The 17771-nt window shown below is 43.7% G+C and carries 25 protein-coding genes and 4 pseudogenes; 6 read left to right on the top strand and 23 right to left on the bottom strand.

Features of this window, described 5'->3' with window-relative positions:
* The first annotated feature begins 65 nt into the window (after positions 1–65).
* A complete protein-coding gene (locus HFV01_RS31440) occupies positions 66–2297 on the top strand; it encodes a tetratricopeptide repeat protein (protein ID WP_369076546.1) in 2232 nt (743 codons plus the stop codon).
* Positions 2298–2329: 32 nt separating this feature from the next.
* Here HFV01_RS31440 and HFV01_RS26865 read toward each other — a convergent pair whose 3' ends face one another.
* The 7 genes and pseudogenes from HFV01_RS26865 to HFV01_RS26835 all read right to left on the bottom strand — a co-directional run bounded on the left by HFV01_RS26865 (position 2330) and on the right by HFV01_RS26835 (position 8232).
* Positions 2330–3472 (bottom strand): DegT/DnrJ/EryC1/StrS family aminotransferase, encoded by a 1143-nt coding sequence (locus HFV01_RS26865; RefSeq protein WP_193520563.1) that lies wholly within the window; start codon positions 3470–3472, stop codon positions 2330–2332.
* Positions 3457–4143 (bottom strand): annotated as a pseudogene (locus HFV01_RS26860) (cephalosporin hydroxylase family protein). The gene HFV01_RS26865 and the pseudogene HFV01_RS26860 overlap by 16 nt, the downstream one beginning before the upstream one ends.
* Positions 4144–4228: 85 nt before the next feature.
* Positions 4229–4996 (bottom strand): formyltransferase family protein, encoded by a 768-nt coding sequence (locus HFV01_RS26855; RefSeq protein WP_193520562.1) that lies wholly within the window; start codon positions 4994–4996, stop codon positions 4229–4231.
* 45 nt (positions 4997–5041) lie between these two features.
* Positions 5042–5497: a dTDP-4-dehydrorhamnose 3,5-epimerase gene (gene rfbC, locus HFV01_RS26850; RefSeq protein ID WP_193520561.1), complete on the bottom strand. Its 456-nt coding sequence runs from the start codon at positions 5495–5497 to the stop codon at positions 5042–5044.
* 45 nt (positions 5498–5542) lie between these two features.
* The gene (locus HFV01_RS26845; protein WP_318286007.1) at positions 5543–6676 is read right to left on the bottom strand and encodes a DegT/DnrJ/EryC1/StrS family aminotransferase; all 1134 of its coding nucleotides are present in this window, start codon (positions 6674–6676) and stop codon (positions 5543–5545) included.
* A gap of 24 nt (positions 6677–6700) precedes the next feature.
* Entirely contained in the window at positions 6701–7267 is a 567-nt protein-coding gene (locus tag HFV01_RS26840; protein WP_193520560.1) for a dTDP-4-dehydrorhamnose 3,5-epimerase family protein, read from the bottom strand.
* A 17-nt stretch (positions 7268–7284) separates the two neighbouring features.
* Entirely contained in the window at positions 7285–8232 is a 948-nt protein-coding gene (locus HFV01_RS26835) for a class I SAM-dependent methyltransferase (protein ID WP_318286006.1), read from the bottom strand.
* A gap of 32 nt (positions 8233–8264) precedes the next feature.
* Between HFV01_RS26835 and HFV01_RS31435 the strand changes: the two genes are divergently transcribed.
* Positions 8265–8408 (top strand): hypothetical protein, encoded by a 144-nt coding sequence (locus tag HFV01_RS31435; RefSeq protein ID WP_318286005.1) that lies wholly within the window; start codon positions 8265–8267, stop codon positions 8406–8408.
* Here the strand turns inward: HFV01_RS31435 and HFV01_RS31875 are convergent.
* The 4 genes and pseudogenes from HFV01_RS31875 to HFV01_RS26820 all read right to left on the bottom strand — a co-directional run.
* Positions 8365–8520: pseudogene (locus HFV01_RS31875) on the bottom strand (hypothetical protein); the annotation flags it as partial. The gene HFV01_RS31435 and the pseudogene HFV01_RS31875 overlap by 44 nt on opposite strands.
* 56 nt (positions 8521–8576) lie before the next feature.
* Entirely contained in the window at positions 8577–9530 is a 954-nt protein-coding gene (locus HFV01_RS26830; RefSeq protein WP_193520558.1) for an NAD-dependent epimerase/dehydratase family protein, read from the bottom strand.
* A 34-nt stretch (positions 9531–9564) separates the two neighbouring features.
* Positions 9565–10479, bottom strand: coding sequence for an NAD-dependent epimerase/dehydratase family protein (locus HFV01_RS26825; protein ID WP_193520557.1), 915 nt, complete (start codon positions 10477–10479; stop codon positions 9565–9567).
* A gap of 127 nt (positions 10480–10606) precedes the next feature.
* Positions 10607–10873: pseudogene (locus HFV01_RS26820) on the bottom strand (hypothetical protein); the annotation flags it as partial.
* Between the two features lie 30 nt (positions 10874–10903).
* Between HFV01_RS26820 and HFV01_RS31430 the strand changes: the two are divergent.
* Complete coding sequence (locus HFV01_RS31430) at positions 10904–11086, top strand: group II intron maturase-specific domain-containing protein (protein ID WP_318286003.1); 183 nt, start codon at positions 10904–10906, stop codon at positions 11084–11086.
* Between the two features lie 8 nt (positions 11087–11094).
* On the opposite strand, the gene HFV01_RS26810 is transcribed toward HFV01_RS31430, so the two are convergent.
* Both HFV01_RS26810 and rfbF read right to left on the bottom strand, forming a co-directional pair.
* A complete protein-coding gene (locus tag HFV01_RS26810) occupies positions 11095–12078 on the bottom strand; it encodes a GDP-mannose 4,6-dehydratase (protein ID WP_193521313.1) in 984 nt (327 codons plus the stop codon).
* 12 nt (positions 12079–12090) lie between these two features.
* Entirely contained in the window at positions 12091–12867 is a 777-nt protein-coding gene (gene rfbF / locus HFV01_RS26805) for a glucose-1-phosphate cytidylyltransferase (protein WP_193520556.1), read from the bottom strand.
* A gap of 329 nt (positions 12868–13196) precedes the next feature.
* Between rfbF and HFV01_RS26800 the strand changes: the two genes are divergently transcribed.
* Positions 13197–13340: a hypothetical protein gene (locus HFV01_RS26800; protein WP_193520555.1), complete on the top strand. Its 144-nt coding sequence runs from the start codon at positions 13197–13199 to the stop codon at positions 13338–13340.
* Here HFV01_RS26800 and HFV01_RS26795 read toward each other — a convergent pair.
* From HFV01_RS26795 to HFV01_RS26770, 6 genes are all read right to left on the bottom strand, one after another.
* On the bottom strand, positions 13315–13455 hold the full coding sequence (locus HFV01_RS26795; protein ID WP_192808272.1) for a hypothetical protein: 141 nt from the start codon (positions 13453–13455) through the stop codon (positions 13315–13317). The genes HFV01_RS26800 and HFV01_RS26795 overlap by 26 nt on opposite strands.
* 154 nt (positions 13456–13609) lie before the next feature.
* Positions 13610–13900 (bottom strand): hypothetical protein, encoded by a 291-nt coding sequence (locus HFV01_RS26790; protein ID WP_193520554.1) that lies wholly within the window; start codon positions 13898–13900, stop codon positions 13610–13612.
* A 369-nt stretch (positions 13901–14269) separates the two neighbouring features.
* Entirely contained in the window at positions 14270–14410 is a 141-nt protein-coding gene (locus tag HFV01_RS26785) for a hypothetical protein (protein ID WP_193520553.1), read from the bottom strand.
* A 30-nt stretch (positions 14411–14440) separates the two neighbouring features.
* The gene (locus tag HFV01_RS26780; protein WP_193520552.1) at positions 14441–14689 is read right to left on the bottom strand and encodes a hypothetical protein; all 249 of its coding nucleotides are present in this window, start codon (positions 14687–14689) and stop codon (positions 14441–14443) included.
* A gap of 168 nt (positions 14690–14857) precedes the next feature.
* Entirely contained in the window at positions 14858–15328 is a 471-nt protein-coding gene (locus HFV01_RS26775; protein WP_193520551.1) for a PIN domain-containing protein, read from the bottom strand.
* Positions 15325–15603 (bottom strand): UPF0175 family protein, encoded by a 279-nt coding sequence (locus tag HFV01_RS26770; RefSeq protein ID WP_193520550.1) that lies wholly within the window; start codon positions 15601–15603, stop codon positions 15325–15327. Before HFV01_RS26770 ends, HFV01_RS26775 begins: the two co-directional genes overlap by 4 nt.
* A 184-nt stretch (positions 15604–15787) precedes the next feature.
* Here HFV01_RS26770 and HFV01_RS26765 point away from each other — a divergent pair.
* Both HFV01_RS26765 and HFV01_RS26760 read left to right on the top strand, forming a co-directional pair.
* A pseudogene (locus HFV01_RS26765) lies at positions 15788–16204 on the top strand (element excision factor XisH family protein).
* Positions 16192–16545: a XisI protein gene (locus HFV01_RS26760; RefSeq protein ID WP_006670241.1), complete on the top strand. Its 354-nt coding sequence runs from the start codon at positions 16192–16194 to the stop codon at positions 16543–16545. The pseudogene HFV01_RS26765 and the gene HFV01_RS26760 overlap by 13 nt, the downstream one beginning before the upstream one ends.
* Before the next feature lie 195 nt (positions 16546–16740).
* On the opposite strand, the gene HFV01_RS26755 is transcribed toward HFV01_RS26760, so the two are convergent.
* The 4 genes from HFV01_RS26755 to HFV01_RS31425 all read right to left on the bottom strand — a co-directional run bounded on the left by HFV01_RS26755 (position 16741) and on the right by HFV01_RS31425 (position 17756).
* The gene (locus HFV01_RS26755; protein WP_157234404.1) at positions 16741–16887 is read right to left on the bottom strand and encodes a hypothetical protein; all 147 of its coding nucleotides are present in this window, start codon (positions 16885–16887) and stop codon (positions 16741–16743) included.
* A 51-nt stretch (positions 16888–16938) separates the two neighbouring features.
* Positions 16939–17292, bottom strand: a complete 354-nt coding sequence (locus tag HFV01_RS26750) for a hypothetical protein (RefSeq protein WP_008051630.1) — start codon at positions 17290–17292, stop codon at positions 16939–16941.
* Positions 17293–17308: 16 nt separating this feature from the next.
* Positions 17309–17488 carry a hypothetical protein gene (locus HFV01_RS26745; RefSeq protein ID WP_008051632.1) on the bottom strand — a complete coding sequence of 60 codons (180 nt, stop codon included), beginning with the start codon at positions 17486–17488 and terminating at the stop codon, positions 17309–17311.
* A 145-nt stretch (positions 17489–17633) separates the two neighbouring features.
* The gene (locus HFV01_RS31425; RefSeq protein ID WP_318286001.1) at positions 17634–17756 is read right to left on the bottom strand and encodes a hypothetical protein; all 123 of its coding nucleotides are present in this window, start codon (positions 17754–17756) and stop codon (positions 17634–17636) included.
* Between the last annotated feature and the right edge of the window lie 15 nt (positions 17757–17771).

Here is a 17771-nt window from a genome sequence, read left to right as displayed (position 1 = left end):
TTGGTACAATGGGGGGGAGTTTGGGCGTTGTCTGTGCTTTAGTAGTCTTCTGGGGAGTCAGAAAATTGGTCAGCGATTTAGTGAGGGGTAATCAACTGCTGCGGAGCGGTAAGCTAGAAGAGGCTGTGGATGCTTTTCAAAAAGCGATCGCACATCATCCCCATTTCCATTGGTCTCACTACAAGCTGGGAGAAGCTTTGGAACAGTTGGGGCGTTTAGAAGAAGCGAGAGTAGCTTATCAGAAAGCAACGGATTTGAATCCCAGTTTGGATAAATTAGCGCCCGAGTTAGAGTCGGTTAATAGTATCGAAAACTCAGACATTAATTCATCGAATCTTGGTAAAAAAGCAATAAAAGCAATATTTAAACTATCAGATGAGCAATCAACTATCAAATTAGAACCCAATTATGTTTGGATGACATTCGAGGTGCATGGTGAACAAATATATCAGTTGAAAGGTAAAATAAGTTCGGACTCATTAGGCTATAACCTGGCTTTGTTTCAATTGCAACTTTTAGATGGGGATAAAAATATCATAGAAGGACCTTATGAAGGTTTTCCTCTCTCACCATCTGCTGGGTACTTTAAATATATTCCTATTAGTAGCCCAACAATGTCAGAGTTTTTGATAAATATTAAAACACTCCCTAATACTTGTTATATTAAAGGTGGTTTTCGCACCTGGAGAACTACAGATGCTCCAGTGTATTTAGAATCACAGTTGGAAATTGTAAATTGTTATGAGCTTGGTGGTGTATATGATCAAATTTGGAACTTATTCAATCAGTCTTTCATCAATTTGGACAATAATGATAGCACACAAGATACTCATTATGAATCGGAAAATATCGATCATCAAATAATAGCCAATACTTATTTTAATGAAACTACGAAATACCAGGAAGTGAAACTAGAATCCATGGATTCTAGAGAAATGTATCCATGGTTGAAATCGTTAGAAATCGAAAATTGTGTCCAGTTTCTGGAGAATATTCACAAGTGTCGTCAGTATCAAGCTAAAAGCAATCAGTATATACATGATTTTAAACTTAATGCTATCAAAAATGGTTACTTGGAGTCCGTTTGCCCTTGGTCGGGGGAAATTTTGAAGTCTAATCAATCCTTTCTAATTAATAATTATAGCTGCTGGTTATTCTATCGCTTCATTGGACATCAAGTATTTTACTTAATTGTGGGACTATATGGTGGTCATAAAATAGGATTATATTTTCCTAGTGTAGAATTAATTATTTATTTTATTAATACCGGATTTACTGGTGTTTGTAATACCTTCAAATCTTATGTTGTTTCGAGATGGCGCGATGTAATCAATTATTTGTCAGATAAAAACTCCAAAGATTTAGTTGGTATTACAGGAGTCATGGGTCATTTTGGTCATACTGTACTTAATGAGTATTCAAGCTATCATGAACTATCTGAAAAGAATTTACTCATTAACTTTAAAAAGTATATGGTTGCAGGTGCTCATGAATTTATACCTTTTGATAAATTGTTTCCTGAAGTGAATCAAGATAATTTAATTAGAAAGCCAGAGCGTAATAGTTGTTTGCAAATGTTTGAGTACGCTATCAAAAACAATTATTTTATCATTCGCCCAACGAATGGAGGTTATAACCTGAATCGAGGTCTAGCTAAAAGAATCTGTTCTGCTTCAGTCAAAAGTTCCTCGGAAACTTGCTTGCAGGAAATTGAAGTGGCTAAAAAATATTTTCCGGTTTTGTGGTTTGAAATCAAACCCAGGCATCGCACCTGGTTAAATCAAGCAGAAGGAATGGCAAAAATTGCCAATCGATTATATTCTGATTATCCAAATTTAGCTATTATTTTTGCTGGTTGGTCTTGCCTTGATAGCGACAATAGTTCTGATAATATGTGGATTGAAAAAGATCAACAGGTTGTTCAAGAAAGTCAGGGTTTGATTGATCCTAATATTCCCACCTTGGCAATTGTTGGTCATAAAATATATGAAAAAATTGCTTGGGCGGGGGCTGCTGATATTCATATTGTCACATACGGTTCAGGTCTTATTTTTGCATCAATAGCTAATAAACCATCAGTAATTCATGCCAACACAGGTTGGTATCCTGTAGAGTCAATAGAGAAACAAATGAAAGCATATCATCCAGGCTTGGTAGATATGTCAGTAGTACCCATAGAAAATATTACAGAAGACCAACCGGAAGTGCATTTTCATGGCAGAAATTACTACTGTAATTGGGAAGGAATTTATCATGAAATTGTTAAACTGTTAAATGCCTTAAATCAGAAAGCATAAAATCTGCGCTTAATACAAGCATGAAAGTAAATTTAAAGAATGGCTTTTAATGAATCACAAACATATTTCACCAATTCCTCAGTCATATTCATCCCGCAAGGAAGGTTGATGCCACGAGGACTAATTCCATAACTCACCGAGTTGTTTCGGGAAGCGAGTCGAGCTGTATTCATGTTTTGATAGGCAGGAAGAGAACTTAAAGGATAAAAGAAAGGGCGAGAATCAATATTTCTTTCCCCCAGTCGCTCCATCAGACTCTCTTTTTTGATGCCCAACTTTTCATCAAGGACAACAGTAACCATCCAGTAAGTGTTTTTAACATTCTCTGGCTCAAAATTGAGTACAAGTCCTTTGGTACTACCTAACTCTTGCTCATACCAAGCAAAAATTTGACGTTTGCGATTCACTAATTCATCAATTCGCTCTAACTGCGCCAAACCTAAAGCAGCTTGCATACTACTCATTTTGTATTTATAAGCCACCTCCGTATTATAAAACATTTTATCTCCGGGAGGACGACCATGATCTCGCAAAAACAAAACACGCTGATAAATATCTTCCCTATCTGTTACTAACATTCCTCCTTCCCCTGTAGCCATAGTTTTGGAGGCATGAAAACTGAAAACACCCGTATCTCCTAAACTACCAGCTCGTTTTCCCTTGTATTCCGAACCCACAGCTTCTGCTGCATCCTCAATCACACTAATATTGTGCTGTCGGGCTATTTCTAAAATGGCATCCATCTCTGGCATTCCCCCATACAAATCTACAGGAATTACAGCCTTTGTTTTTGAGGTAATACAGGATTCAAAAGCCTGTGGAGATATACACCAAGTTTGAGGGTCAATGTCTGCAAAAACGGGAGTAGCTCCGACATAACTAATCGGCGCTGCAGAACCTATCCAAGTCACATCGGGAACAATTACCTCATCCCCAGAACCGACTCCCAAAGCCAACAAAGAGAGATGAATGGCAGAGGTACAGGAAGGCAAAGAAACGGCATATTTAGTGCCAACGTAATTGGCAAAAGCCGTTTCCAACTTTTGATAGTATAAACCCGCATTATCATACCAAGCATTAGTAACAGCATCAGTTACATAGTCAATTTCCTTTTGAGTAATCGAAGGCCCAGATATCGGAATACGCTTGTCCAGTATTTCTACTCCTGAATACATTTTAAATAACCATCAGGAGCCACAGTAATCAGTAACTTAGAATCTATACTTTTGTCAATTTGAAAACGCTTATTGGTTTGGAGAAATTCCCAGACAGCGGTTTTAGGATTGTTGCCTTTCCCCCAAGGGCGATCGGGGAAAAAGTCTTCAGGCATATCCTCTACAACGGTATCGAAAACCACTAGATAACTATCTTTAGTGACCAGGGGAGAGTAAAGTTCCAATTCTTTCAAAACATGGTCATGGGTATGATTAGAATCTAATGCAACTAGCACTGTACCCTGATCTTGAGCAAAATCGTAAACTTGTTTGACAATTTCATCATCAATAGAAGAACCTTCAATCATAGTAATCCGCTTAAACATGGGATGCCTTTCAATTTATACCCGATTATGTTGGCGGATATCTACATCAATTCCTAACACTTGACCATCCCCACCAATTAATTCCAACATTCAGGTATAAAAAATGAGAGAACCACCACGAGCAATTCCGGTTTCAACAATTAAATCCGGCTGAATTTGCCAAATTATTTCTTGCACAGCAATTATATCTTGTGGAAATTGAATGATTGGTATTCCACACCATGAAAAATGATATGAGTATTCGTATTTAGAGGATTCAACAAACCAGTCATGCGTTAAATCTTTTAATAAATGGCTTTGAGACATTTTTTTGATTGTAGCATAATTTTTTTCTGCAAATTCTAGTGAATCATCCATTTTATTGACCTCCAATTTATCCTGAATGTCCCTTTTAATTTTTACTCTTTACCTGTTTGATTTCTATTCTAACTTCGTATTGATAATCATCTTCAAAAAAATATGCTGCTGGGTGAGGTGGAAAAGTTCTTGCTCTAAGTATATTTAAAATGTCCCGAGCTTTATAGTTGGCTTCTAAATCTATTTTTGATGCACTATCAAGCTCAGAACGTCTGTGAAAGCTACCTGACTGATAATTTTGCTTTTTTCTGGGAATACTACCAGTCATAATTAAATCAAAATTATCTTTAAAAAGCTGAACAATTTCTGTTATCGCCTTATTGTACAAGCTTAACCCATTATCCTCCCAAGACTTTTCTATTATTTTCTGAAATGCGATATCACCTTTATCTATTTCGGCATTGACAAAATGCAGTGTAACACCAAAAGGAGTATCTTCAACAATTGACCAAAAATTTGGATCTTTACCTCTATTGTAAGGAAGATAGCTGGGATGAAAGTTCAGATACCCAATACTTGGTATATGCAGTAGATCACCTTTAATGATGTAAGGCCACCATGCTAATATTCCTAGGTCTAAGTTCATTCTATTCAGTCTTTCCAAGGTTTCACGATTGTTAATCAAATCGCTGTAAATTATTTTATTAGCATCATTAATACCAGAAACCTTAATGATATCACTATTCCTCCTTTTTTTATCCTTAGAGTCTAAAATGAGAAAAGACAGTGGTTGGTGCGCTTCTCCAAACACTTTCGCTATTTCATAACCCACTACATCAGTCGCAAACAAAGCTATGTTCATATATATCTTAATTCTGTTATTGATATTCCAACAATTAAATTTGTATTACATTATCCAATGATCATAGCTCCTATCCCTAAGTGATATTACGGGACTATGAAAAACCCACGTAATGCCAAATATTGGTTCATCCCACCTGATTCCCCTAGCTGACTCGGGATGATAAAACTCTGACATCTGGTAAAAAACTTCTGTATTGTCCGTCAAAGTTTGAAATCCATGAGCCATCCCTTCAGGAATGTAAAGCATTCGACGATTTTCAGCCGTTAGTTCAACAGCTACCCATTGCTTAAAAGTTGGGGAATCGGGACGAATATCAATAATTACATCATAAATTGCCCCCATTGTACATCGAACTAACTTAGCTTCTTCGTGAGGTTTGGCCTGGTAGTGCATTCCTCTCAAAGTTCCCTTATGTCGGTTAAAGGAAATATTACACTGAACTAGGTTAGAATTCAACCCCCGTTCCGAAAATTCTTTTTGACACCAGGAAGGCTGCATCCGTGCCGTATTGGAACTGGTCAGGTTGGACCTGGGCCTCCTCTATTAATATAGTCTCTTGATGATTCTGCTTACAACTTCAATATCATCGGAACCAATGTCATGGTAGCTCGGTAAATTGATCGCCCGACCAGGAATTGACCAAGCAATGGTGTTCGATGGCACAACCTCAAACATGGGTAAACCCGACAAAGGCCAGAAAAACACCCGTGCATCGACATTCTCCGCAGCGTATGCCGCCTGTAGCATTTCCCGGGTGATGCCGGTTTCCGGCGCGAAAACCACCGTCGGCATCCAAGCACCATTCACAGTGCCCTCCGGTTCTGGGTTCATGCTCACCCCGGACAGCCCCGCCAGAGCTTCGCGGTAAGCCGCCAATATCTCCCGCTTACGGCAGGTCAGTTCCTCAATTCGTTCCAGTTGCGCGCAGCCGATCGCCGCCTGAATGTTAGACATTTTATACTTGAACCCGACCATATCTGCCCAAAATTGCTTTGTTTGTCCTCTGGCTCGTCCATGATTAGAAAGGGTTAACACGGTTTCATAGAGATCGACATCGTTGGTGACGAATATGCCACCCTCACCCGTCGTGATAGTCTTGCTACCATGAAAGGAGAAGGCACCAAAGCGGCCCATCGAAGCCACCCGCTGGCCGTGATAGACCGAGCCGATCGCCTCGGCCGCGTCTTCAATGATGGGAATGCCGTGGCGATGCCCGATAGCCAACAGTTCCTTCATCTCGCACAGATTGCCGTAGAGATGGGTCGCCACAATAGCCTTAGTCTGAGGTGTGATCGCCGCTTCTACCAAAATTGGATCAATACACCAGCTATCTGGCAAAATATCAACCAAGACTGGTTTGGCCCCTAAATGGACTATAGGAGCAGCCGTGGCAATCCAATTTGTGTCAGCTAAAATCACTTCATCACCCGGGCCAATTCCTAAAGCCGACATCCCCATATGGAGAGCGCCGGTGCAACTGGAGGTGGCGATGGCATAATTAACTCCCAGATACTGTTTGAATAGATCTTCAAAACGGTTGATGTAGAAGTAGGACTGGTCGCCCCAGCCGTTGATGGCTGCGTCAGTGGCGTAGCGCACTTCCAGTTCGGTAATGGAAGGCTTGGAGTACGGAATTGATTTTTTCTTGGAGTCGCTCATGTAAATCTGACTTTTCATCACCAAGTACAGTTTAGTTCACTTTCACAGTTGCTCAAAACCTTTGTCGAGTTCAGGGATACGATGTTCAAGCAAACCCCACCCACGATCCTTCTCGGAGATGACGTTCGGAGTTAACGGCCATTGGATGGCTAACCCGGGATCATCAAATCGAAGACCGGATTCAAGTTGAGGAGCGTAGACAGCGGAAACGACATATACCGCTGTGGAATTGGGCTCCATAGTGATAAAGGCATGACCAAACCCCTCAGGGATGACCATGCTGAGGCCGTTTTCAGGCGTCAAAAGTGTGCCAAACCATTGAAACCTTGTCGGTGAACCTGGTCGCAGATCAACTCCTACATCCCAAATGGCACCCGCCGTACAGGCAACAATCTTTGCTTCCGCATAGGGAGGGTATTGAAAATGAATGCCACGCAGCGTGCCAACTTCGGCGGAAGTGGACGTGTTGACATGAACTGCATTTGTGGGCCGACCTGCTGCTGCAATTTCATCGGCTCCGAAAAGGCGGGTGAAGCTGCCGCGCTCATCCCGCCGAATCGGTCGGTGAATAACAAACAAATCTTTTACAGGCGTGGAATCTAGTTTCATGCTTCTTGATGTAATCCTTAAAGTTGATGTAATTCCGGTTGAGCGACCCAAATACGAGCCTTTGGTGCCAGCGTTCTTATCCGTTCGCTGAGTTCAGAAGCGATATTCCACGGCAGAATCAAAACATCCGTGGGGTTACCGGAAGCAAGTTGTTCAGGTGCCAGAACGGGTACTTGTGAACCGGGCAGGAACTTTCCTTGTTTTTCTACACTCGCATCAACAACATAAATAAGGGTTTTTGATGCTTCACCTACGGCATTCAGGAATGTATTGCCCTTGTGGGCAGCCCCGTAGCCGGCAACGATATCCCCCGCCTGCTTGCGTTCATGGAACCATTGACGAAGTCCGTCGATTGCCGTTCTCGCCCTTTCAGCGAAAGCATCCCATTGATCAGCGTCAAACAACCCATCCTTAATCTCGGCTTGGAGAGTGGCGGCAACCGTTTCATCAACCGGTAACGAACGGCTTAACCAATAGCGGTTGGAACCGCCGTGTGTTGGCAATTGATCCACATGAACAAGTTCGAGTCCGTGCGACCGGGCAACGGTTCTGACAGCGTGCGCCGACAAATAGGAATAATGCTCATGATAAATCGTATCGAACAGGGTATTTTTCAGTAGCGCACAGAACGAAGGATTTTCAATGGTAATGACGGTGTCGTCATCGGCGAGTATTGCCATACCCTTTGTGAAATCATGCATATCAGGAATGTGCGCAAAGACGTTGTTGGCGGCAATAAGGCGCGGATGACCATACTGGGCAAGAATTTTCTCTGCCAGGTTAGCACTAAAGAATTCGGTCAGCGTCGGTACACCCGCTTTCACCGCAATCGAAGCCACATTACCTGCCGGTTCCACACCGAGAACAGGAATCTGAAGTTTCTGGAATTCAGAAAGCAGGTATCCGTCATTGCTTGCCAGTTCAATAACAAGACTTTTTGAGTTCAGGCCAAGGGCATCTTTCATGGCACCTGCATATTTCCGAGCATGAGTAACCCATGTCGAACTCGCCGAGGATAGGTATGGATAATTTTTATGAAAAATTCGCTCAGGTAGAACATACTCGCCCAACTGACCAAGCCCACAATCTTGGCAAATGCACAGGTGAAGGGGAAAAGTTTCAAGTACATCCTCTGGCGTAAAACCATACTCAGCGGGCAAGGGTTGCGAACCCAAGTTTAGTACGTCTCGCAACCGACTTGAGCCGCAAGCTCGGCAGACGGAACTTCCTCTCGATGATATCAGTTTGATCATAGTAGACATATTTGGGACAACTGAGAGCCAATATTTGAAATCGGAAGGAGCAAGGCTTAAAAATTCGACTGAACAAAACTACCGTGTAGTTCTTGTACGGTCTGCTCATAAGTCATGGTCGGTTTGTATCCGGTATCTGCAACGAGACTTGCGATTGAAAAATCCTCTTCGGTAAGCACTATATCGTTGTACGGAAGTTTTCCGAATTGCATTGGTTGACCCGATGGGTAAAGGCTATACATGCGTTCAACGTATTCTCTAAGTTGCCTGGGCTCACCCGAGCCAACCCAATACTCAGCGCCAGGCAAACCTTTCTGACAGATCAAAAAATAACCCAACGCGCAATCCTTGGCTGACACAACATCAAAAAGCTGCTCACCGCTAGAGAAAATCAACTCCTCTCTGTTGATCAATTTTTTGAGTGTAACTTGCAGAAATGAATCTTTACCGTCGTCGGGAGCCATAACATGCGAGTGAAGCACATAGACAAAATCCATTCCCAATTCGGAAGCCTTTATTTTTAGGGCATACTTTGCCGCAATTTTCGCTGCAGAATAAACCACATGCCGATTATATTGCTTATGGATATTATGGTCAAGCTCAAAATATTTATATGTGAACGCCTCCTCCATAGTGCCTACATGGATGAATTTCTTACACCCTATCTCAACGGCAGATTGAAGGGCATTAACAGACCAAACCACATTTTGCATCTGCGCTTCAACATTTAGGTCAGACAGCCTGCTTACACCACCCCAGGCTAAATTGAAGAAAATACAATCATTCCCTACTTCCCAGGCTATTCGGTTAATTTCTGTTTTCAAAGCTCCAATGTGCCTCATGTCGATTTTTAAATAATCTGCACCTTTGAGCTTGGTTTTGCGTGTATCAGAGAGGGCGGCAAAATCCTTTCGGCCTAAGGCCAAAACAGAGACATTATTTTTTATCAAATACTCAACAAATACCGCGCCGATAAAACCTGTTGATCCGGTAACAATTGCCTTTTTCATTGGTTGATTTCTTCTTAAGCCTGGATGCTATTACTTAGATGTTGTGAACTTTCTGAAAATCCTGAAAAAAACCTACGGGGACGAACCCGGTATCAGAGGCGAGTTTTTCAATTGAAAATAAATGGGAATCTACAGCGGTCACAGTCTCCGGGACATTTTTTTTTGCGCCACTTATCAGTTCCGCAAAGTCCTTAAAAAATTGACCAAGTGTTATGGGATGAGCCGTTCCAATGAAATAATCTGATTTGTTTTTTCCAACCTCCCCAATCAATCGGTATGCCCTAGCCACTTCATTAGTTGAAATTATATCAAACAACTTTTTATTGACTGGCGCATCGTAAGGCTCTCCTTTCATAATTTTTCTGAGGGTCGATGCGATATAAGAACCCATGGAGAATTCGGGATCCAAAGGTACTGAAAGTCGTGTGTGAATGTAATCTATTTTTTCTAAATATGCTACTATTTTGCACATATCTCTGCTAGCGATTTTGGCTAGACTATAATCGATTTGGGTAGACTGATAAGGTTCATTATCATTCTTCTCGATATACTTTTCAACGTAGGTCTCTTCAATCGTTCCCGCATTCACGAACTTGCTGCATCCGAGCTGTTTTGCAGCCTTTACTGCATTCGCAGCGTAAATCGCATTACTCAACTGCTCACCAAAACTTCCATCGGTAAGTCTTTCACTACCACCCCAGGCGAAATTATAAAAAACACAGCCGCCCTCTGCAGTCCACCCTATCGATTTAATCATGGCGGGAAGAGTCAGGATTTCCTTCATGGATATGTTCAGATAGTGCACTTTTCTGCCAAAAATATTCAGGATGTCCACTGGGCTCAGAGAACGACGTCCCAAACAGATCACATCGATTTCATGATCGGATAGATGCTTAACCACCGCCCGACCGACCAGTCCAGTTGATCCAGTTATGATTGCTTTGTTCATTTCAATACCTTCGCCAATTGACAAGGGCTAACTTTAAGGTTCGGGGCAAGGGTAGGGAGCCATAAAAGGTAGAATATGAAGTCAACCAAAACGTCCGGTATTTGACCCTTTAGTACCATCAATGAGATTATAGCAACTCTAACGCCAATTGGCAAGGGCTAATTTTGGCGTTGCAGGGCGTTGCAGAATAGGAGTATGAATCTATTGCCGGGACGGGCACCTCTCCAAACTTGAGGTAGTGCAGTAACAACCGGATAGAGTGTTTCAGCATAGTCACGCACTTGGAATAACACAATGTCCTTCGGCCTAACCCAGCCAGATAATGCCTCAGCCGTGTGTTTTGTCCTTAGACCTAAGTCATGTAGGTTTTGCTGACAATCTGGTCGCCGTCTGGTCAGCCACACACTTGACGAAATTGAGGTAAATGGAGAACAAGTCTCACAAGGTTAAAGAGGTGATTAAGAAACACAAAAATGCGCCTCAAGCCGCCCTGATTAAAAGACTCAATCCCATCATCACAGGATGGGCAAGATACTACTCAGGGGTAGTCTCCTATGCCGTTCTCGCCCTTTCAGCGAAAGCATCCCATTTTCTGGTCATCATTTAATTTTTACCTCACTGTGTATGTGTATGTAAAAATTTTTGATACCAATCAATGGTTTCTTTTAGGCCAGACTCTAAGCTATATTGAGGTTGCCAACTCAACATTTGGCGGGCTTTTTCAGCCGATAGATACTGATGTTTAATCTCATTTTTCGCCTGATTTAATATGACGGGTTGCAAATGATTCTTATTCATCACCGCTAGGATTTTCTGCACTAATTCTAAGACGGTAATTTGCAGTTCATTACTAAAATTAAAAGCCTCACCCCAAATCTCTTTTCTCTCCATCTGTTCGGCTAAATGCAGATAAGCTAATACGCCATCTTTGACATAGAAATAGTCCCGAATATAACTGCCGTCGCTGCGGAGAGTAACTGGCTGTTCTCGTAAAGCTGACCTAATGGTATCGGGGACAATGCGATTAAAGTTTAAGTCGCCACCACCGTAAAAATTACCGCATCGGGTTACACAAACTGGCAAACCATAGGAAACGTAATATGTCCGACTAATTAAATCGGCACAACTTTTAGACACATCATAGGGATGTTGTCCTTGTAATGGTGCGGTTTCGTTGTATGGTAGAATTTCTTGGTCTCCATAGGCTTTATCGCTGGAGGCAATTAGAATGCGACTAACACCGCCAACTCGACGACAGGCTTCTAGTACATTCCAGGTTCCTTTGATATTGGCTTCAAAAGTTCCTAATGGGTTTTGATTTGCTACTCCCACAAGAGTTTGAGCGCCTAGATGAAACACTGTGTCTACTTGGTATTCTGCGATCGCTCTTTCGATAGTCGGCAAATCTTCAACACAGCCACGGACTATATTAATTTTATCGCTCCAGTTGTCGGTGTACAAACGAGACTGTGGCACGGAGTCCCGCACTAAACCTGTCACCTTCGCACCTCGTTGGACTAATTCAGTAACCATCCAACCACCCAGTAACCCCGTGCAACCTGTCATAAAAACAGAGCGATCGCGCCAAAAATCATTAATTATCATCTCATTTTACTCCCAAACCTTCCACGGTGTTTGACCTGAGTTCCACCGCACATTTAACTCTTGATAATCTTTGAAAGTGTCCATGGCATAAAAGAAGCCTTCATGATGATAGCTCATTAATTGCCCTGCGGCTGCCAACTTTTCCAGGGGTTCTTTTTCTAATACACAATCTCCATCCCATAAATAATCAAAAATCCGGCGATCAAACACAAAGAAACCGGCACTTATCATTTTGTCCTCCCTAATTTTTTCGCCAAAATTTAACACCCTGGCTTCTTTATCAACATTCACCACTCCATAGCGAGACAAGGGCTGTACTGTAGTAACTGTGGCTATTTTACCATGGTTCTTATGAAAATCCACTAAGTCTTTAATATTCAGATCAGCCAGACCATCTCCATAAGTCACCATAAACAAATCTTCATTAATATATGGCTTGACTTGAGCCACCCTACCTCCAGTCAAAGTATCCAAACCAGTATTAACTAAAGTTACTGAAAAATCAGTCTCAGAGTGGGTATTATGATAAGTAATTTGATGAGAACGACCTAAATTGATAGTGAAGTCATTATTCATGGCTTCATAATTCAAAAAATACTCTTTAATTAAATTTCCTTTATATCCCAAACAAACAATAAAATCTAAAAAACCATAGTGAGCATAAAGCTTCATGATGTGCCAAATAATCGGCTTCCCCCCCACTTCTACCAAAGGCTTAGGGCGATATTCGGTTTCTTCTCTCAAGCGAGTACCCATGCCACCCGCTAGTATCACTACTTTCATGGAATTTGGTAAGTAAGAATAAACGATTATATGTTCAGACCATCTATATTGTCAATGTTATCCCATGGGCGATCGCGTAAGGTCTCGGCACGAGAACCCTCTCTTCCAACCTCCCATACCGTTTCAACTGATTAGCCTGTCTCAGTAACTCACCCGCACTCATTCCTTGACTACTCCTCATAACTAACTTCCCAATCCACACCCACCCCTGACATAACGGAGATTATACCATATCACGATACTTACCCAAATTGACAAATTTCTATGGCTGTGGTATAATAGGGGTTGGTTTCTGCATAGTCTGTGCTTGAGTCTGGGGAGTCAGAAAATTGGTCAGCGATTTAGTGAGGGGTAATCAACTGCTGCCGAGCGGTAAGCTAGAAGAGGCGGTGGATGGTTTTCAAAAAGCGATCGCCATCCCCATTTCCCAGGATTTCAGTAATCCTGCTAGGGTAGTGGTAGGCGGGCTGTGATGTAATGCGATCGCACCTTGCCACCTCCCCCTGCGGTGAAAGAATTTATCGAGGCATCAACCGGAATTATATCACCCCTCAAAGCGATCGCCAACCGCCGACTCCCAGCCGACATCCCCCCTTACTCCCCCCATAACCCCCTATATTAGCAGAAGTCGCCATCGCCCCAGTCCTCAATCCGTATAACTCCCCTTCCGCCAAGGATGGGTGCGACCCTGCCAATTATACAGGCAAGATGCCCCGAAAACGAGCCATAATTGGTGAGCAAATCAAAGCCTCAACCACCCATCAAATGGCGATCGCCCACCATGCCAAACATTCCTTTGACCACCGTGAAATTTGAGTGATTTTATGGGGCGAAGCGAGAGTGAAAATCCGCCGCCAAACTTGGCAATGCCACCAGAATTTTGAGATTTTTTGGTCTCCTTACCTGGGGATGATAGAGCCGCCAAAAATGCCCGAGAAATCCCAAACAACTTGGCGAGTTGCCGAACCCCAATCGACCCTGATGATTGGCTGATGGCGGCGCGAGCCATGGTCAATAATTTAATATTGGTCACTCACAATACCAGAGAATTTGAGCGGGTATCCGAGTTGAGAAGAGAAGATGGGGAAGTGTAGCTCCCATACCGAGGGCGGCGATCGCATTACCTAGAGCCAGCAGCATTCGGTTTGCCGGAATAAAGCATTCGGTTATCCGTACTTGACAAGTGTAGTTGATTGTGGGTTGATTAAAATCCTTCGCCAGAATATCCTGATGATGGTATAATCCCTGGGTGAATCCAACCGGTCTATATAGACTTGATTCTGGGGAGTCAGGGATTTAGTTAGGGGTAATCAACTGCTGCCGAGCGGTAAGCTAGAAGAGGCGGTGGATGGTTTTCAAAAAGCGATCGCCATCCCCATTTCCCAGGATTTCAGTAATCCTGCTAGGGTAGTGGTAGGCGGGCTGTGATGTAATACGATCGCACCTTGCCACCTCCCCCTGCGGTGAAAGAATTTATCGAGGCATCAACCGGAATTATATCACCCCTCAAAGCGATCGCCAACCGCCGACTCCCAGCCCACATCCCCCCTTACTCCCCCCATAAGCGGGTATATTAGCAGAAGTGGCGATCGCCCCAGTCCTCAATCGGTATAACTCCGGTTCCGCCAAGGATTGCGACCCTGCCAATTATACAGGCAAGATGCCCGGAAAAGGAGCGATCGCCTAGTCTGTGGGTAGAGCGATCGCGCTTCTGTGGGGACGGCTGCACCCGCCACATCACATCAAACACCTTCCGCGTCGTGTCCGGGTGCCGGAATGCGATCGCGACAACGGCTGTGGTCAGCAATTCCGATGGAGCCATGAGGGCTGGGGGTTGACGGGATGGGAGCGACGCTCTCGATTATACAGGCAAGATGCCCGGAAAAGGAGCGATCGCGCAGCGTGGGTACACATATCGCATTTCCCAAGTCTGATGCCGAGACGACAAACGGAGCGACCCCGACTCATTCACAGCCGTTCCAACTCCGATTCAAACATCCGAATCAGTTGCGAACTCAAACGAATGCCATTTTTTAAGCAACTCCGAAACCGATTCCCTGGCTTCCTGCCGAGTCATTAAATCTGCACCGACAGCAGCCAGTAAAAGCCCCAAACTTCCCTTCACAGGTAAACCCAAACTCAAAGCGACCCGCCGTCCCAAACGCTCATCAATCAAGACCCAATCCCCTTGGAGTTCCCGACTCAACAAAATGACTTCAAATTCTCCGGCATCGAGTCCCAAAAGTAACGGTTCAATACTGGAAGTCCCTGCCGGAGCTTGCACGATCGCCCCCGTTCGAGTTAAAATCGCTTCGCGACCCGGGCGATCGCCCCCCTGAATAGCCACCTCTCGATATACGGTGGGCGGGATAAAAATCTCATCAAATAACCGGGGTAACAGTTGCAAGCGATCGATGAGACTCAAAGCAATTAATGGCGTCCCATTGACAACAACCTTCATCGATCCCTGAATTTCTCGGCTAATTCTCGACTGGTTTTCGCCTCCTCTTCAAACTCAGCTTCGGTGTAGTCGATCGCGGCAAATCCCCGTTCGCCAATCAAACGATAAAACTCCAAACGGCTGCATCCCAAAATCTCCGCCGCCACCCCCGAAGAAATTTTACCCTCTTCATAGAGTTGACCCAAAGTCAAAATCATCACCCGTCGCTTAAACCCTTCGGGTTCTTCCCGACAAGCCACCAACAACTGTTCTGGAAATTCAACGAAAATGCTCATTTCACCGAACCCGATGCAATACTCGGTCAATTTAGGCGATCGCACTCCCGATTATACAGGCAAGATGCCTGTGCTACACGAAGAGCGATCGCATTGTATCTGGTTTCTGCCAACTTTTCGGAGTTGATAACAAACAGTCGAACTAAGTGCTAAAATCTGAACCCATGAGGTGGGGTTGAATGAGATGCCGGCAAAAGATATTTATCATAACTGTGTCAAAATAGCACTGCTCAAAGATGGATGGACAATTACAGATGACCCTCTCAGTCTCAAAGTTGGTCAAAAAGATATTTTCATAGATTTGGCAGCCGAGAAACTTTTGGTCGCCGAAAAACAGGGAGTAAAAATTGCAGTATAAGTTAAAAGCTTTGTCGGAAAATCTGAAATCGAAGATCTAAAAAATGCCCTGGGTCAATATTATCTATACGACAAAATACTCAAATACTTGAACTCGGACAAAAATCTTTATATTGCCATCAGAAAGGCAGTTTTTCAACGATTATCAGCCGAAACAATCGGTCAAATTATCCTGTCAGACCAGAATTTAAAACTGATTGTTTTCGATCCGAACTTGGAGGAAATTACTCGATGGATAAATTAAACAAATACCACCCAATCATCTGCGAAGTTATGAAGCCTTACGCCCGGATTAATTACGCCAATATTCCGGTCAAAAATCGCGCCGCTTTTGACGGTGAAAATGGTCAGTATTTGATTCTATCCGAAGGATGGATAGAGCAACAACACTTTCATAGCTGTCTCCTTCATGTGGAAATTATCGACGATCGCGTTTGGATTCAGTGGGACCAAACCGAAGATGGAATTGCTGATGAATTGGTGCAAGCTGGTATTCCCAAAGAAGATATCATCTTGGGGTTCCACGAACCAGAAGTCAGACAATATACGGGGTTTGGGATACCCAGCGTCAGTTGTCAGAATTGACACTCCCCGCTCTGAAGAGACCCGGAGTGTCAACAATACATTGTAAGTCACCCTCATTTGAGTTTAGATATCCCCACAACTCGGGCGATCGCATAGCACGAATCGCCATTCGGTTTGACGGAACAAAGTATTCGGTTATCCGCACTTGACAATTTTTTAAAAATCTGTAACAGAGTGCCGGCTGAGTTACAGGAGTCAATATCCGGTGCGATCGCGCTTCTGTGGGGACGGCTGCACCGGCGGCATCACATCAAACACCTTCCGCGTCGTGTCCGGGTACGGGAATGCGATCGCCAGGTTTCTCGAAGTTTCCAGAAACAAGCGATCGCCTTTCCCAACCACCCAGGGGTCACATATTCCTGTAGGGGCGGGTTCAACAGCCTATATTCTTCTTCACCAGCAGCTATATAAACCCGCCCTACTTTCCCCAAACAACCATTGTCGGCTGCGCCAGAATTTAAGAAACCCGGTTTTTTGAAAAAACCGGGTTTCTCGAAGTTTCCAGAAACAGGCGATCGCCTTTCCCAACCACCCAGGGGTCACATATTCCTGTAGGGGCGGGTTCAACAGCCTATATTCTTCTTCACCAGCAGCTATATAAACCCGCCCTACTTTCCCCAAACAACCATTGTCGGCTGCGCCAGAATTTAAGAAACCCGGTTTTTTGAAAAAACCGGGTTTCTGGAAACAAGCGATCGCTTTTCCCAACCACCCAGGGGTCACATATTCCTGTAGGGGCGGGTTCAACAGCCTATATTCTTCTTCACCAGCAGCTATATAAACCCGCCCCCGTTTTTTGAAAAAACCGGGTTTCTGGAAGTTTCCAGAAACAAGCGATCGCTTTTCCCAACCACCCAGGGGTCACATATTCCTGTAGGGGCGGGTTCAACAGCCTATATTCTTCTTCACCAGCAGCTATATAAACCCGCCCTACTTTCCCCAAACAACCATTGTCGGCTGCGCCAGAATTTAAGAAACCCGGTTTTTTGAAAAAACCGGGTTTCTGGAAGTTTCCAGAAACAAGCGATCGCTTTTCCCAACCACCCAGGGGTCACATATTCCTGTAGGGGCGGGTTCAACAGCCTATATTATTCTTCACCAGCAGCTATATAAACCCGCCCCCGTTTTTTGAAAAAACCGGGTTTCTGGAAACAAGCGATCGCTTTCCCCAGCCACCCAGGGGTCACATATTCCTGTAGGGGCGGGTTCAACAGCCTATATTCTTC

Source organism: Limnospira fusiformis SAG 85.79 (assembly GCF_012516315.1).
Classification (GTDB): Bacteria; Cyanobacteriota; Cyanobacteriia; order Cyanobacteriales; family Microcoleaceae; genus Limnospira; species Limnospira fusiformis.
This window is presented reverse-complemented; position numbering and strand designations above follow the sequence as displayed.